General features: G+C 36.6%; 13 protein-coding genes. 9 read left to right on the top strand and 4 right to left on the bottom strand.

Going from position 1 to position 16,506, the window contains the following annotated elements; translation table 11 throughout:
• Positions 1-159 precede the first annotated feature (159 nt).
• The 3 genes from alaS to MR062_RS02965 all read left to right on the top strand — a co-directional run bounded on the left by alaS (position 160) and on the right by MR062_RS02965 (position 4,410).
• The gene (gene alaS / locus MR062_RS02975) at positions 160-2,772 is read left to right on the top strand and encodes an alanine--tRNA ligase (protein WP_242202595.1); all 2,613 of its coding nucleotides are present in this window, start codon (positions 160-162) and stop codon (positions 2,770-2,772) included.
• A 229-nt stretch (positions 2,773-3,001) separates the two neighbouring features.
• A complete protein-coding gene (locus tag MR062_RS02970; RefSeq protein WP_242202594.1) occupies positions 3,002-3,400 on the top strand; it encodes a GxxExxY protein in 399 nt (132 codons plus the stop codon).
• Positions 3,401-3,444: 44 nt separating this feature from the next.
• Positions 3,445-4,410: a GSCFA domain-containing protein gene (locus tag MR062_RS02965; protein WP_242202593.1), complete on the top strand. Its 966-nt coding sequence runs from the start codon at positions 3,445-3,447 to the stop codon at positions 4,408-4,410.
• A 544-nt stretch (positions 4,411-4,954) separates the two neighbouring features.
• Here the strand turns inward: MR062_RS02965 and MR062_RS02960 are convergent.
• Positions 4,955-5,260, bottom strand: a complete 306-nt coding sequence (locus MR062_RS02960) for a rhodanese-like domain-containing protein (protein WP_242202592.1) — start codon at positions 5,258-5,260, stop codon at positions 4,955-4,957.
• Positions 5,261-5,365: 105 nt separating this feature from the next.
• On the opposite strand from MR062_RS02960, the gene MR062_RS02955 reads away from it, so the two are divergent.
• Positions 5,366-6,115 carry an enoyl-CoA hydratase/isomerase family protein gene (locus tag MR062_RS02955; protein ID WP_242202591.1) on the top strand — a complete coding sequence of 250 codons (750 nt, stop codon included), beginning with the start codon at positions 5,366-5,368 and terminating at the stop codon, positions 6,113-6,115.
• Positions 6,116-6,125: 10 nt separating this feature from the next.
• Entirely contained in the window at positions 6,126-6,731 is a 606-nt protein-coding gene (locus tag MR062_RS02950) for a hypothetical protein (RefSeq protein ID WP_242202590.1), read from the top strand.
• Between the two features lie 13 nt (positions 6,732-6,744).
• On the opposite strand, the gene MR062_RS02945 is transcribed toward MR062_RS02950, so the two are convergent.
• The 3 genes from MR062_RS02945 to MR062_RS02935 form a co-directional block, all read right to left on the bottom strand.
• Positions 6,745-8,505 carry an aromatic amino acid hydroxylase gene (locus MR062_RS02945; protein WP_242202589.1) on the bottom strand — a complete coding sequence of 587 codons (1,761 nt, stop codon included), beginning with the start codon at positions 8,503-8,505 and terminating at the stop codon, positions 6,745-6,747.
• A 223-nt stretch (positions 8,506-8,728) separates the two neighbouring features.
• Positions 8,729-9,292 (bottom strand): DUF4136 domain-containing protein, encoded by a 564-nt coding sequence (locus MR062_RS02940; protein ID WP_242202588.1) that lies wholly within the window; start codon positions 9,290-9,292, stop codon positions 8,729-8,731.
• Positions 9,293-9,442: 150 nt separating this feature from the next.
• The gene (locus tag MR062_RS02935) at positions 9,443-9,634 is read right to left on the bottom strand and encodes a DUF5522 domain-containing protein (RefSeq protein ID WP_242202587.1); all 192 of its coding nucleotides are present in this window, start codon (positions 9,632-9,634) and stop codon (positions 9,443-9,445) included.
• A gap of 237 nt (positions 9,635-9,871) precedes the next feature.
• Between MR062_RS02935 and MR062_RS02930 the strand changes: the two genes are divergently transcribed.
• The 4 genes from MR062_RS02930 to MR062_RS02915 all read left to right on the top strand — a co-directional run bounded on the left by MR062_RS02930 (position 9,872) and on the right by MR062_RS02915 (position 16,453).
• Entirely contained in the window at positions 9,872-10,783 is a 912-nt protein-coding gene (locus MR062_RS02930) for a 1-aminocyclopropane-1-carboxylate deaminase/D-cysteine desulfhydrase (protein WP_242202586.1), read from the top strand.
• The gene (locus MR062_RS02925; protein WP_242202585.1) at positions 10,784-11,584 is read left to right on the top strand and encodes a glucosaminidase domain-containing protein; all 801 of its coding nucleotides are present in this window, start codon (positions 10,784-10,786) and stop codon (positions 11,582-11,584) included.
• Between the two features lie 10 nt (positions 11,585-11,594).
• Positions 11,595-12,881: a glutamate-1-semialdehyde 2,1-aminomutase gene (hemL, locus tag MR062_RS02920; RefSeq protein ID WP_242202584.1), complete on the top strand. Its 1,287-nt coding sequence runs from the start codon at positions 11,595-11,597 to the stop codon at positions 12,879-12,881.
• A 398-nt stretch (positions 12,882-13,279) separates the two neighbouring features.
• A complete protein-coding gene (locus MR062_RS02915; protein ID WP_242202583.1) occupies positions 13,280-16,453 on the top strand; it encodes an FG-GAP-like repeat-containing protein in 3,174 nt (1,057 codons plus the stop codon).
• Positions 16,454-16,506 lie beyond the last annotated feature (53 nt).

Genomic DNA, 16,506 nt, shown 5'->3' with positions numbered 1-16,506 from the left:
AGTATCGTCATTAGCCGATATCTAAAAATAAAAAGGAGAGTAAAGATAAAAATTGTTTTGTAATTGAAGTGTTTTTGGACTTTTTGTTTTAAGCAAAAGAAAAGAAGAAACCACTTCCTTAATGTAAAAAAGAAACAAAAATAGCATTACCAAAAGTAAATGAAGTCACAAGATATTCGCTCTAAATTTTTAAATTTTTTCGAGAATAAAAAACATACTATAGTGCCCTCGGCGCCAATGGTTGTAAAAGATGATCCCACGCTCATGTTCGTAAATTCGGGTATGGCACCTTTTAAAGAATATTTTTTGGGTAATGCACAGCCAAAAAGCAGTCGTATAACAGACAGTCAAAAATGTTTGCGGGTGTCTGGAAAACATAACGATTTAGAGGAAGTGGGTTACGATACCTACCACCATACGCTTTTTGAAATGTTGGGCAACTGGAGTTTTGGCGATTATTTTAAAAAAGAAGCCATTGCTTGGGCCTGGGAGTTGTTAACAAAGGTTTATGGTATTGATAAAGACATCTTGTATGTTACCGTTTTTGAAGGTGATGAAAACGATAATATCCCTATGGATACTGAAGCTTACGACTTTTGGAAGCAGCATATTTCTGAAGACCGTATTTTAAAGGGTAACAAAAAAGATAATTTCTGGGAGATGGGCGATCAAGGGCCTTGTGGTCCCTGTAGTGAGATTCATGTCGACATTCGTTCTGCTGAAGAAAAAGCTAAGGTTTCTGGTAAAGATTTAGTGAATATGGATCACCCACAGGTCGTAGAGATCTGGAATTTGGTATTCATGCAATACAATCGAAAAGCCAATGGTAGCCTAGAGAACCTGCCAGATAAACATATCGATACCGGTATGGGATTTGAGCGGTTGTGTATGGTATTGCAAGGCGTTCAAAGTAACTACGATACCGATGTGTTTACACCTCTAATTAAAGAAATTGAAACACTTTCGGGTAAAGGCTATGGTAAAGATGAAAAAGTAGATGTTGCCGTTCGGGTGATATCAGACCACGTGCGTGCTGTAGCATTTGCCATTGCCGATGGCCAGTTGCCAAGTAATACTGGGGCGGGTTATGTGATACGAAGAATATTGCGTCGTGCAGTGCGTTACGGTTTTACATTTTTAGACAAAAAAGAACCATTTATTTATAGATTGGTTGAAGTTTTAAGCCAAACTATGGGAGATGCTTTTCCTGAATTAAAAGCTCAAAAGCAACTCGTAGAGAATGTTATTAAAGAAGAAGAGCAGTCGTTTTTAAGAACATTGGAACAAGGTTTGTTACTGTTAAACAGAATTGTAGAAGATACTAAAACCGATACCGTTTCTGGTGAGAAGGTATTTGAGCTTTATGACACCTATGGCTTTCCTGTGGATTTAACAGCGTTGATCCTTTCAGAAAAAGGCTTGAAACTTGACGAAAAAGGCTTTAATGAAGAACTCCAAAAACAGAAGGATCGCTCAAGAGCAGCAGGAGAAATGTCTACAGACGATTGGACCGTGTTGGTTGAGGATGGAGAAGAAGAATTTGTAGGCTACGATACGCTGGAAGCGCATGTTAAGATTACAAGATATCGAAAAGTAACTTCGAAGAAAGAAGGCGAAATGTACCAGTTGGTTTTTAACCAAACGCCATTTTATCCTGAAGGCGGTGGACAAGTAGGGGACAAAGGGTATATTGAAGATGTCCATGGCGATGTGGTGTATATTGTAGATGCCAAAAAAGAGAATAATGTAATTATACACTTCGTCAAAAACTTACCTGAGCATATTGGTGAAACATTTAAGGCTGTAGTAGATTTAGATTTGCGTCGTAGAACAGAGAGTAACCATACGGCTACCCATTTGTTGCACCAAGCACTTAGGGAGGTTTTAGGAACACATGTAGAGCAAAAAGGGAGTGCGGTACATGCCAAACACTTGCGTTTCGATTTCTCCCATTTCTCTAAATTAACTACTGAAGAGTTGGAGGATGTTGAGAATTTCGTTAACAGACGTATAGAAGGGAAATTGCCTTTGGAAGAAAAGCGAAGTATCCCTAAGGAAGAAGCCATAGCAGAAGGGGCAATGAGTTTATTTGGTGAAAAGTATGGCGATACCGTGCGTACCATCCGTTTTGGGAAATCTATAGAGTTGTGTGGAGGTACCCATGTGAAGAACACAGCAGATATTTGGCATTTTAAAATCCTTTCAGAAGGTGCCGTAGCTTCAGGGGTCCGCCGTATTGAAGCGATAACTCGTGATGCTGTAAAAGACTTTTTTATTGAAAATAACAAGGCTTATTTTGAAATGAAGGATTTGCTTAACAATGCTAAGGAACCCGTAAAGGCTTTACAGAATTTACAGGAAGAAAATGCCGATTTAAAAAAGCAAATAGAAGCCCTTTTAAAAGATAAAGCCAAGAACATTAAGCAAGAACTGAAAAATGAATTGACCGAGGTTAACGGAATTCAGTTTTTAGCGAAACACTTGGATTTAGATGCTGCAGGGTTAAAGGATGTGGCCTTCGATTTGGGCAATCAGATAGATAACCTGTTTTTGCTGTTGGCTACCGAAAAAGATGGAAAAGCTTTGTTGTCTTGTTATATTTCTAAAGAACTGGTTGCCAGTAAAGGTTTAAATGCAGGTCAAGTGGTTAGGGAATTGGGTAAATACATTCAAGGCGGCGGCGGCGGTCAACCGTTTTTTGCCACTGCTGGGGGTAAAAATCCTCAAGGCATAGAAGAGGCTTTGAAAGTTTCTATAAGGTATTTAAGTTAGGCTCGCAGAGTCGCAAAGCCACGAAGGTTTTTTCAGCCACATAATATGGAATTAGTTTGTCGTTCATGGAGTCTTGGCGTGATAATATGTATGTTTTGAATTGGTTTGGTTGTCTCGTAGAATCACAATTGTTAACTTTTAAGGTTAAGTAGTTATGGGTTTTATTAATTATAGGAAAAGTCTTATATTTGACATGTTCCCATCTTAGCTACATAAAGGTTAGTAATGTATGAAAAACAATAACGATGAATATTATGAAGATGACTTAGCGTCAATAATAGTTGATTGTTGTTACCATATACATGTTAATTTAGGGCCTGGACTTTTAGAGTCGATTTACGAAGAAATATTATATTCAGAGTTAACAGAAATAGGCTTAAAAGTTGAAAGACAGAAACAATTGCCTGTTGTTTGGAAGGGGCGGAAATTAGACTTGGGATATAGAACCGATTTAATAGTGGAAAACAAAGTGATAGTAGAGATAAAGTCTGTAATGGAGATTCATCCAGTTCATCCTAAACAATTATTAACATATTTGAAGTTAACTAATTTAAAGTTGGGTTTGCTAGTTAATTTTAATAGCCCACTTATTAAATCGGGAATCACTAGGATAGTAAACGGCTTGTAGCTTTTTAATTAAAAACTTGGCGACCTTAGCGTCTTAGCGTGCATATGTACCTTCAAACACAAATACCATTAACTAAACCAACCGGTAATCTTATTAGTTATGGGTCTAACGTATTGTTGTTGGGGTCTTGCTTTGTAGAGCATATTGGAGAAAAACTATCATATTATAAGTTTCAAACCGTTCAAAATCCTTTTGGGATAGTTTTTCACCCTAAAGCCATAGAAAGGATTGTTGTAAATGCTATAGGCCAAAAACAATATTTAGAAGAAGATGTCTTTTTCCATAACGAACAATGGCACTGTTTTGAAGTGCATTCCAAATTAAGCAATCCTTCAAAAGAAGCATTATTAAACAATTTAAATAATCAGGTAAAAGTAGCGGCGCAAGAACTTAACAGAGCAAGCCATATCATTATTACTTTAGGAACAGCTTGGGTATACCGTTTTACCAAAACCAATACATTAGTGGCCAATTGCCATAAGGTGTCCCAAAAAGAGTTTCAAAAAGAATTGCTGTCTATTGAAACCATCAAAAACGCTTTGCATTATATAACCGATTTAATAAAGGCAATAAACCCTAAGGTGACTGTTATTTTTACAGTATCTCCAGTGAGGCATTTAAAGGATGGTTTTATTGAGAATACCCAAAGTAAGGCGCATTTAATTGCTGCGATTCATCAATTTCTAAATTTACAATCAGTATCCGTTGACCGTAATTTACACTACTTTCCATCTTATGAAATTATGATGGACGAACTTCGAGATTACCGTTTTTATGCTGAAGATATGGTTCATCCCAATACTATAGCGGTGAACTATATCTGGGAAAAGTTCCAAAGTGTTTGGATGTCAGGCGAGGCTTCAAAAATCATGAAACAGGTTGATGGAATTCAAAAAGGCCTTCAGCATAAACCATTTAACCCAAATTCTGAAGCGCATCAACAATTCCTTCAACAGTTAGAGGTTCAGAAAAAGGAGCTACAGCAAAAATTTACGCATATTTCTTTTTAAATCAGGATGTTAATATAAATTTAAACGATCAAAACAGATAATCTTGTGCTAGAGAATTGTTGGATTGGTTTCAATAACCTTGTTGTTGCGCTTAATCTTTTATAAATGTCATTTTATCGAAAAAAAGTTTTATCATAGACATTTAATTGTAAATTTAAGTTGCTATTAATCAGTTCAAATAAGGAACACCAATTATAATCATTAACAGTGAATTGTAGTTGGTGTTTTTTTATTCTGCTCTTTTTTCTTAACTTTTAAGAAGTGCTAATATGGCATTTAATTATTTTTAATATATTAAGAAAATTTAGTCAGTGTTCTAACCTTAAAAACAGACTTAAATATTTGTAAAACAGAAATATAATGGATTGGTGAAACTCAAGAATGGCTAAAACAAATTAATATAAAGATAGCTTAACCTATCGTTAACACAGGTTAAGCTAATACAACCTACATTTGTAATGCTATTAATCGAGAGAAATGACATTAGTTAGACTTCTTACGTCGAAGGAAACTAATGTTTTCTTGTTTTTATTAACATAGGCAATTAGAGTTTGCTTTTTAAGCTCGCCCAACCGCCACCGTTTATAACCTCAATGCCATGTTTTTTTAAGATGGATGCCGCACTACCAGAGCGCATGCCGCTGGCACAACAGGTAATAATGGGTTTCTTGAGTTTTTTTAAGTCCTCAATTTTAGTATTGATACCTTGCAAAGGTATATTTTTCGAGCCTTTTATGGCACCTTGTTTATATTCTGCAGGTGTACGCACGTCAATAATAACAGCGCCTCTATCTATAAAATCTTTTATTAAATGGTCTTTATTGCCAAACAGTAAATTTAATAACCCCATAGTTTTATTTTAATTTGTGCAAATTACGGTTTAATTTTAAAAACCCAATGTAACAAGAGTTACTGATAAAATTATGTATATTCAACCCAATAATTTATAAGTAAAATGCAACCATACGTATCGTTAACCATAAAGAATGGAGTAGGGTATATTGAGTTTTTTCATCCAGAGCATAATGCGATGCCAAGTGAAAACCTTAAAAAATTAGAACAGACCATTATTGAAGCAGGAACTAATGATGCTGTAAAGGTAATTGTTTTAAAAAGCGGAGGTGACCGAACCTTTTGCGCAGGGGCAAGCTTTAAGGAACTCGTTGCTATTGAAGATGAAGCAGCAGGAACACAATTTTTTTCTGGATTTGCACAGGTTATTAATGCGATGCGGCAATGTCCTAAATTGATTATTGGCCGGGTCCAGGGCAAAGCCGTAGGTGGTGGCGTAGGATTGGCAGCGGCAACCGATTATTGTCTGGCGACCCAATATGCCGCCATTAAGTTAAGCGAATTGAGTATTGGTATAGGGCCTTTTGTTATAGAACCAGCAGTTACAAGAAAAATGGGGAAGACGGCCATGTCGCAAATGGCCATTAATGCCGAAGTATTTTATTCGGCCGAATTTGCAAAAAGTAAAGGGTTGTATGCTGAAGTTTATGAAACAGTAGAGGCATTGGATGAAGCAGTAGATGTATTGGTCCAAAAGTTAAGCGCTTATAACCCAGAAGCGTTACAACAAATGAAACAAGTGTTTTGGGGAGGTACAGAGCACTGGAACGAGCTGCTTTTAGAAAGAGCTAAAATTAGCGGAAAATTGGTGTTGAGTGATTTTACTAAGGAAACTTTAGAACGGTTTAAATGATTTTTAAAGGATGAAACAAATAATATTTTTGTTCTTTTTTTTTACCACATTTACTTATTGCCAAGATAGTTTTGTTACTATTCAATTTCAGGGTTTAAAGTTTTTAGAGGATGGATTTAAAAATACTATGTTTTCTTTTGAAATCAATGGTGTTTTAATTCGTCCAGATACATTAAAATACAGAGTGCCTAAGGTAAAAGAGGGGTTTGATGTTATTCGTTTTTCAATGGATGGTAAGTTTAGAGATAATGATTCAGCATATGCCAAGTTTAGGAGAAATGAAACATACATTATTAGAATTAACCCATGTAGTCAATACGAGTTTTTGCCAACAAATGGAGCTAAAGTAGGTGCCGTTGAATTTATGTCTAGTAGTATAAACGAAGATTTGAGTTTGAAATTTTGCGTTGAGTCTGTATTTTTTAACAGACAAAATTCAAAAAAAACAATTAAATGTATTCCAAGTTCAATGTGTCGCTTTTCTAAAAAGGAAGTGAAAATTTTAGAAGATGAAGAAGTATTAGATTCGTTTTATTTTCATTTTTTGCATGGAGAAAATTTAATCCTTAGTCTTATGGATAAAAAACTAAGTTTTAAAATCAAAACAGAACATTAATAACCTATGTCTGTTACTGTGTAACTATTGTTTTATTAATAATTTCCAATCCATCATCAATTAACTTGCCAACTTCGGGCTTGTGTTGTTTAATAGTTTCCAGATGTTCCAGAATGCTATTGCATAGGGTTTGTTCATGACCTTTAAAAGCCAATTCATAAAGTTCAACCGGCAACAGCCAATCGGTTGGGTGCTTTTCAATAAGTTGCTCTAAAACTTTGGTCCTGGAGATGGTTCTGTTTTTGCCTTCCCGATAATCCCTAACCTGTTGGTAGAGGCTTTCCAACTCCAATCGCTTTTCCGATTTTTTGACGTGTACGGTTTGAGTGGATGGCACATGGGTAATCAAATCAAAACTATTTAAATCTGCTGGTCCAGAAAATGCCGATACAATCTCTTTGCCTATAGCCATATCGTAAATACCCCATTTGGGCTTGAATAAAACGGTATCACCATGGGTGACGGTGCAGTTTTTAAAACTAACCAAAATAATCTTGCCTTGCAGATTGCGTTTGCCTGTAATAATTTCACCAGATACTTTTATCCCACCTTCAAATTCCAGCGTAACCGTTCTTTCTTCATATATATTATAGGCGGCCAAATCACGCGGACTCATATCTTCAATTGCCAAATTAATGCCTTTTAGTTTTCCAATAGGCGATCCAAACCCTTTTTTATGTGTTTTGGTGCCATGGCCAACCAACTCTTTTTCTCTATAGGCTAAAGCAGTTTCATTATGGGTTTGAATGTAGATAGGTTTGCCGTTATGTTCAATAACACTGGAGAATACACCAGAAACCTGAAGGCCTGTACTCAATTCTATAGTGCCCAAGGCTTTAGAATGGATTAGCTTTTCAATGCCAGATAGCCCACCATTTCGTAAAGCCATGGTGTTGGCAAATTCTTCCAATACCAGACTTAAATGGGCAAAGTCGGGTGTTACATAAAGTTGTGGTTGTGGTTTGGTAATATCGAAATCTTTATAAGTGGCTTCAATGGAATAGGGTAGTTTTTTAACAGCATCGGTCATGCACCAAGCACTTTCGCCAATGGATGATAATAATCCGGCACCGTAAATTTTTGGATTTTCAATAGTGCCAATCAATCCATATTCGACCGTCCACCAGTGTAAGTTTCTAATAAGGGCCATTTCACTGGGATCCCCCATGTTTTGTTGAAGTTCTTCTACTTTTTGTTCTGCTAAGATAATGTCTTCTTCAGTGGAATTAGGAGCTTCCTTTATAATGGATAAATGCCTAACAGCTTCGTATAGCTCATAGTCTTTAGCCGAAGAAATGGCTTTACAGCCAATTTCACCAAAGCGCCTTAAATACTCAGCGTATTCTGGGTTGGCAATTATAGGGGCGTGCCCTGCACCTTCATGAATAATATCTGGGGCAGGCGTGTATTCAATATGTTCCAGTTGCCTAATATCGCTCGCTATAACCAACACGTTATAAGCTTGAAATTCCATAAAGGCATTTGGCGGGATAAAGCCATCTACAGCCACAGCAGCCCAACCAATTTCCTTTAAAATACGGTTCATACCGTACATGTTGGGAATCTGGTCTATAGAGATGCCCGTTTGTTTCAATCCGTCCAGGTACGACCCATGGGCGACCGTTGTTAAAAAGTCTACATTTTTGCGCATCACGTAACGCCATACAGCTTGGTCTATGGCCGAATAGTCCTCATAATTTTGCGGTTTTATAAACTGTTTTAAATGTTTGGGCAGTTTGTTTAATATGTCGTTGGATTCGAAAGTGTCGGGCATGGGTTTTATTTAAAAATTCAATAGTTTACATCGTGTTATAAAAATACGAATAATTCATTAAAAATTCAATATTTTGAATATTCTTTAATTGAATTAGGGTTTTTAATATTGTAATTGAATTTAATTAAATAAAAAGAGGGGTTGAAGGCTAAGGATAAGACATGAAAAAACGACCTGCACTTCGAGAACCTCAGTAACCAGGCCGTTTTTGGTTTTGTTTGTATCATTGTTGTGATCCAGGAGGGTACTTTGCCATAATCTCGGCGACAAACTCCTTAATGCGTTCTTCTTTTTTATCTACATTCCTGCTTAAATAACCAGTGCCCATACCTTGCCATACCAGTTCTTTTTTCTTGGCATCAATAAGATCTATGTACAAAGTACCTTGGGTAGATGTTGAAACAGAAGGTTGGTAACCCCAGCCCCAGCCAGGACCGTAGCCTCCCCAAGGGCCCCATCCGCCCCAACCCCAGGCACCGTAGCCCCAGGCGTTGTTGTAAACGTCTACGCGTTGTTGTGATTTTGTAAATAGGCTAATTAAAAGATCTGGTTTTTCAGATTTCGTAAACCCTTTGGCCAATAGTTCAGCTTCAATAGCTCTTAAAATTCGGCGTTTGTCCAAATCGCTAATTTCTGCTTTGTCAATGCCCGTTTTAAAGAATGCAAATGTTTTGTATTCGTTAAAGTTTGCATTTTTATCATAATCGGTAGCAACTCGTACAGAGCTACATGAAGATAGCACGACTAATAGTGCTAACATTGGTAGTGTTTTTAATAGTTTATTCATAATGCAATTTTTTACGGTTATTTAAGGTTGCAAAAAATTAGTGATTAGAGGTTTATCTAATAACTATCAAAAAAATAATTTTATAACAACTTTTTAATAAATAGCATCAATAATCGTACCAAGTGTTTGTACGTGAGTGACTTGAAACAACTATCGTTTTTTTGTCAAACCCTTGTTTTTTCCTGTTCTGAGGTCGGTTGAAGGATGATATCCATACGGACAATGTCTACAGCCACTTTCGCAGCAATAGCCACGTTTTAAATGGTATTGTTCGGTAAAGCATCTATAGCCTTCGGGTGTCCAATAAAAATCACCTTCCTCAATGGGGATTATCTTCTTCATTAAAGCAAAAGTACGTGAATTTTTTCATTTGCTTTGTGTGAACTTTTTATGGGGATAACACAAATATCATTTTTGAAGGAGGGTTTTGTTGTTGGACGTTAGTCGTTATTCGGTTGGTTGTGCATTTCTAATCCCAAACTTCAAGCCCCAGCTTCAAACCTTCGATTGGCTTTTTCGTCTAACCAATCCCATCAATATTTATACATCCTAAAACATAAATAAAGTATCTTCGCAAATATGGAATTCGACTTAGGACATAGCGTTAATCAGGTTGTCAACATACCGAATAAAGAAGTTGAATTATGTGTTAAACGGGAAGATAGAATTCATGCTTTTGTTTCGGGGAATAAATATCGAAAACTCAAATACAACCTTGAGCAGGCCAAAGCATTAGGGTTTAAAACATTGCTGACTTTTGGTGGAGCCTATTCCAATCATATTGCAGCAGTGGCTTCGGCAGGGCAGCTTTTAGGGTTTGAAACCATTGGGGTTATAAGAGGGGAGGAGTTACGGGATGTCATAAAAAATAACCCAACTTTAAGCTTTGCCAAACAATGTGGTATGCAGTTTAAATTTGTATCGCGTGAGGTTTACATAACCAAAACGGCAACGTCTTTTTTAAATAAATTAGAAGCTGAATTTGGGACATTTTACCTTATACCAGAAGGCGGCACCAATACTTTGGCGGTAAAGGGATGCGAGGAGATTTTAAATGAAGAAGATGCTCATTTTAACTATATATGTGTTGCTGTAGGTACAGGTGGAACTATCTCGGGGCTTATCAATTGTTCAAAACCCAGTCAACAAGTTTTGGGTTTTCCTGCCCTAAAAGGTTCTTTTTTACATAAAGATATTAGTAAATTTGCAAGACAATCGAATTGGGAATTAATAACCGATTATCATTTTGGAGGGTATGCCAAGGTGAATGCCGAACTGGTAAAGTTTATTAATACTTTCAAAAACGATTACAGCATTCCTTTGGATCCGGTATATACTGGTAAGATGTTGTTTGGCGTTATGGATTTAATAAACCAGGGTTACTTTCCGAAGGGGTCAAAAATTTTGGCCATCCATACAGGAGGGTTACAAGGTATATTTGGGATGAACGAGTTTTTAAAGAAAAAGAAATTACCACAAATAGAAATTTAAATGCAGCGTATTATAGCCCTATGTTTTATATGTCTATTGGTGTTTAGCTGTGGCTCCAAAAAAAGAGCAGTAGCCAAAAAGCCAACCATAGAACGCAAAACCCGAACCACGTCGCCACCAGACGTTAAAGAAACTACAGAAGCGACCGAAGCTCCCATAGCGACTAAAACTTATGCCAGTGCTACAGAGCAGTATATTGATACTTATAAGGACATCGCCAAGACAGAAATGGAACTCTATGGTATACCAGCTAGTATTACATTGGCACAGGGTATATTAGAATCAGGTTCTGGTAAGGGACGGCTTTCTGTTGAAGCAAACAACCATTTTGGTATTAAATGCCATGATTGGACGGGTAAAAAGATTTATCACGATGATGATAGGCGACAGGAATGTTTTAGGAAATACAAGGATGCCAAGTATTCCTTTAGGGATCATTCCTTGTTTTTGACCCAGCGTAAGCGCTATTCGGCGCTATTCGATTTAAAAAAGCATGATTATAGAGGCTGGGCCAAAGGGTTAAGGGCTGCAGGCTATGCCACCGATAAAAAATACCCCCAAAAGCTCATCAGTTTAATAGAACGATATAAACTCTATGAATACGATAAGGGCATTCTAGGAGAAGAGGTGGTTGCCAATGATGAGCGATCAACGCCAACAAAAATGTCGCATACCGTTGTTAAGGGCGATACCTTATATTCCATTTCAAAAAAGTACAATACTACGGTTGAAGCCATTCGGAGAATGAATGGCTTAGAAGACAATATTATAAGTATTGGACAAACGTTACTCGTACAATAAAACATAAACAATGATTTATAAAAGAAGTAGTGCCTTGTTTGCACAAGCTGAAAAAGTAATTCCGGGAGGAGTCAACTCGCCTGTTAGAGCGTTTAAAGGTGTGGGGGGAACGCCAATCTTTATTAAAGAAGCCAAAGGCGCTTATTTATATGATGAAGATGGTAACAGGTTTGTAGATTATATCAACTCTTGGGGGCCTATGATATTGGGGCACGCTTACCAACCCGTTGTTGATGCCGTAGTCGAAAAAGCGAAAAAAGGAACCTCGTTTGGAGCGCCAACCGAGATTGAAACCCAAATAGCAGAACTGGCGGTGTCTATGGTGCCACATATAGACAAAATAAGATTTGTAAACTCTGGTACGGAAGCTTGTATGAGTGCCGTTAGATTGGCAAGGGGATTTACTGGAAAAGAAAAGATTATAAAATTTGCTGGCTGTTACCATGGGCATAGCGATTCGTTCTTAATTCAAGCGGGTAGTGGAGCCAGTACGTTTGGTGTACCCAATAGCCCTGGGGTTACACAGGGAACAGCTAAAGATACCCTTTTGGCTAAGTATAACGATATTGATAATGTAGCGGCGTTAATTGAAGCCAATAAGAATGAAATTTCTTGTATCATTATTGAACCTGTCGCCGGAAACATGGGGTGTGTACCACCCAAGGAAGGGTTTTTACAAGCTTTAAGAGATTTGTGCGATGCCAATGATATGCTGTTGATATTCGATGAGGTCATGACGGGATTCCGATTGGCCAAAGGCGGGGCTCAAGAACGCTTTGGCATAAGGGCAGATATTGTTTGTTTTGGAAAAGTAATAGGAGGTGGTTTGCCCGTTGGAGCTTTTGCCGCCAGAAATGAAATAATGGATTATTTGGCACCAGTGGGGCCTGTATATCAAGCAGGTACCCTTAGTGGTAACCCATTAGCTATGGCAGCAGGGTTGGCTATGTTAACAGAGCTGAATAATAATGAAGCGGTGTTTAACCGTTTGGAAGAAAAAACGGCTTACTTACATGATGGTATAGCCCATGTTTTGCAAACCAATAATATAACACATACCATAAATAGGGTGGGCTCGATGATATCTGTGCATTTTGATAATGCTGAAGTTATCGATTTTGAAACCGCATCTAAAGGTAATAACGATACATTTAAAGCCTTCTTCCATGGGATGTTAAACGAGGGCGTTTATATTGCGCCTAGTGCCTTTGAAACTTGGTTTATTACCGATGCCCTAACTTACGAAGACTTAGATTTAACCATTAAATCTGTAGAAAGTGTAGTGAAAAGTTTGTAGGTAGAGCAGCATTTTTACTAGTGCTTAAAATAAGCCTCCTCCAACAGAGACCCTGTTGGAGGAGGCTTATTTTTATAATGTTCAGGTGCAAAATTCAATACTTTATAGAAGAGGTTAGAGGGGCTATAGTGTAAATTTTTTTCTTGTTTTGTATAGCTCTCAAAGGAGTTGTTTAATTTATATGGCTAATAAACATTGTATCATGGATGTTTTGTAGGGCGTATGTCTATAAATTAAATATAGAATGGTTATAATACCTAATTAGTAGCATTTTTATTATCTTGAACTTAATAAAAAATATTTTTATGGGCATTAGAGCTTGTGTTTTTGTGTTATTTCTTTTTACATGTTTTGCGTGTGATAGACCGAAATCATTTTACGAAGGTGATAAAACGATAATGTTTACTAAAATACCTTCCAGTCATTCTAATGTCTATTTTAAAAATGTTGTTCAAGAAACGCCCGATTTTAATTTTTTAAACTACAGTTACATATACAATGGAGGTGGCGTAGCAATAGGAGATATAAATAATGATGGGTTGGAAGATATTTATTTTACCTCAAATCAAGGGGCAAATAAATTATATCTCAACCAAGGAGGTTTTGTCTTTGAGGATATTACTAAAAAAGCAAATGTATTAGATGATGATGGTTGGACTACAGGCGTGACTATGGTTGATATTAATAGCGATGGTTGGCTGGATATTTATGTTTGTAAATCTGCATCGTTGAAGAATCGGGCAGCAAGGCAGAATAAACTTTTTGTGAACCAAAAGAATAATACGTTTAAAGAAGAAGCGCTTAAATACGGTTTGCAAGATTATGGGCTTTCAACTCATGCCTATTTTTTTGATTACGATAAAGATGGGGATTTAGACATGTTTTTGCTAAATCACAGTCAAGATAACAATAAGGATGCTTTACTGCCCCCTCAATACCAAATTAGATTAACAAAGGATAATGTAGACAAATTTTTTAAAAATGAAGAAGGCACGTATGTAGATGTATCAAAAGAGGTAGGAATTACGAAGGTTGCTTGGGGATTAAGTGCTGTTTTTGGGGATTTTAATAATGATAGTTGGCCGGATATTTATGTGGCCAATGACTTTTTGGAGCCTGATTTTTTATATCTAAACAATCAGAATGGGGGCTTTACAGATGCTATTCTAAACCAATTCAAACATATCTCAAATAATAGCATGGGTTCGGATTTTGCCGACATTAATAATGATTTATATCCCGATCTTATTGTTTTAGATATGTTAGCATCCGATCGAAAGCGGGGAAAGGAAAATATGGCGAGTATGAGTACCGAGAAGTTTAATCGTATGGTTAGAAAAGGGTATCACTATCAATATATGAGCAATGTGTTACAATTGAATAAGGGTGATGGTACCTTTAGTGAAATTGGTCAGCTTGCAGGTATAGCAAAAACAGATTGGAGTTGGGCTCCTCTATTAGCAGATTTCAATAACGATGGGTTGAATGATATTTTTGTAACTAATGGCATACAGCGCGATATTGCCAATCAAGACTTTAGGCATCAAATGAAAAAAAAGTTATCTCAATTTGATGAAGAACAAAATCTTAAAGAGGCTCTAAAAATTATACCTTCTACCAAATTATCGAACCACTTTTTTCTTAACAAAGGAAACTTACTATTTAGTGATGTAACCGAAGATTTCGGTTTAAACGAAAAAGTAAATTCTAATGGCGCAGCTTATGCCGATCTTGATAATGATGGTGATCTGGACTTGGTTGTTAATAATCAGTCGGATATGGCTTCGATTTATAGGAACAACAGTTCGTTAAATTTCCTGAAGGTAAGTCTAAAAGGTTCAGAAAAAAACATTAAAGGTATTGGGGCTAAGGTTTTTGTTTATGCAGATAGTATGCAACAGGTAAGGGAGGTAAGCCCGGGTAGGGGCTATCAGTCATCTGTGACTTACGATTTGTTTTTTGGAATGGGGAGCCATAATAAATTAGACAGCCTTAAAGTGATTTGGAACGACGGAAAGATAGAAATTTTAACTAATATTAAAGTTAATGAGCATGTTAAGTTGTCCTATAAAAATGCTAAATCACAAGACTCAAATCCCATAAAGGTAAATCCTTTGTTTAGTGAAATTAAGGGGTCGCAATTGAATGTTAATTATAAGCACAAGGCTGTAGATTTTAACGATTATGATCTTCAAGTTTTACTGCCTCAAAAACAATCTACCTTAGATAATGCATTGGCTGTTGGTGATGTGAATAATGATGGGTTAGATGATATCTTTATAGGGAATACAATGGGTGAGCCTGGGCAATTGTACATACAAAAGCAATCAGGAAAGTTTGAACAAAAAAAGCAGCCATTGTTCGAAAAAGATAAAGACTATAATGATAATAATGCAATATTTTTTGATTGCGATAATGATAATGATTTAGACTTGTATGTTGCATCAGGAAATTATGGCCTCCCCGAGAAGGATCCTTTACAACAAGATCGTTTGTACATTAATGATGGGAAGGGAGGGTTCTCTAAAGGGCAACTTCCGGAAATGTTAAGTGTTACTAAGGCTATAGCTGTAGACGATTTTGATGGCGATGGGGATATAGATATTTTTGTTGGTGGCAGGGTTGTTCCGGGGAAATATCCTAAGGCTCCAGAATCGTTTGTTTTAGAAAACCGAAAAGGGACATTTGTAAATGTTACAGAGAGTCGTGTCGAGGAAATTAGGCGCTTAGGTTTAGTTAATGGTGCTGTGTTTTCTGATTACGATACAGATGGTGATAATGACCTGATTGTTGTTGGAGAATGGATGCCCTTAACAATATTCAATAATGATAATGGGGTGTTTATAAGAAGTAATGTAGCGTCTGAAAAAAGGTCTGGTTGGTATCAAACAATTAAAAAGATTGACTTAGACGGTGATGGCGATGACGATTATTTATTAGGGAATTTAGGAGAAAACAACAAATTTCATCCTACACCAGAGCAGCCCCTTCATATTTATAGTAATTATTTTGACGATAATCTAAGCTATGATTTTGCTCTGGGTAAATCTTATAATGGCGGTTTGTTTCCCATTAGAGGAAAAGAATGTTCTACGGAACAAACACCGTTTTTAAAGGAAAAAATTAAAACTTACAAGGCTTTTGCGAATTCCAATATGGTTGAAATATATGGGTTGGAAAATATTGAAAATGCGTTGCATTTAAAGGCCGAAACATTTAGTTCTTATTATGTGGAGAATTTAGGGGCGGGAGAGTTGAAGTTTCATAAACTGCCAGTAACTGCCCAGTTTGGCCCTACTTTAGATTTTGAGCTTTTAGATGTGGATAAAGATGGTGTGTTAGAGGTTTTAGGCGTTGGAACGTTGTATGAGGCAGAGGTAGAAACTATTAGGTATGATGCTTCAAAGGGATATATTTTAAAATTTGTGGAGAATGAATCTGTGTGTTTTGAAAGTTTAAATAGCTCTATTTCAAACAAAGAAGTAAAGGCTGTCGAAAAAATTACAGTTAACGGAGAGAAATATTTAGTTTTGTTAGTAGTAAATGAAGAACTTTCGTTTTTAAAGTTATAGAATACAAGGGTAAATAGTAAAGCTAGGATAGCTGTAAAATAAAAGCACCCCAA

The organism is Aestuariivivens insulae, assembly GCF_022662195.1.
Lineage (GTDB): Bacteria > Bacteroidota > Bacteroidia > Flavobacteriales > Flavobacteriaceae > Aestuariivivens > Aestuariivivens insulae.
The sequence above is the reverse complement of the archived record's forward strand: the minus strand, read 5'-3'. Positions and strand labels throughout refer to the sequence as shown.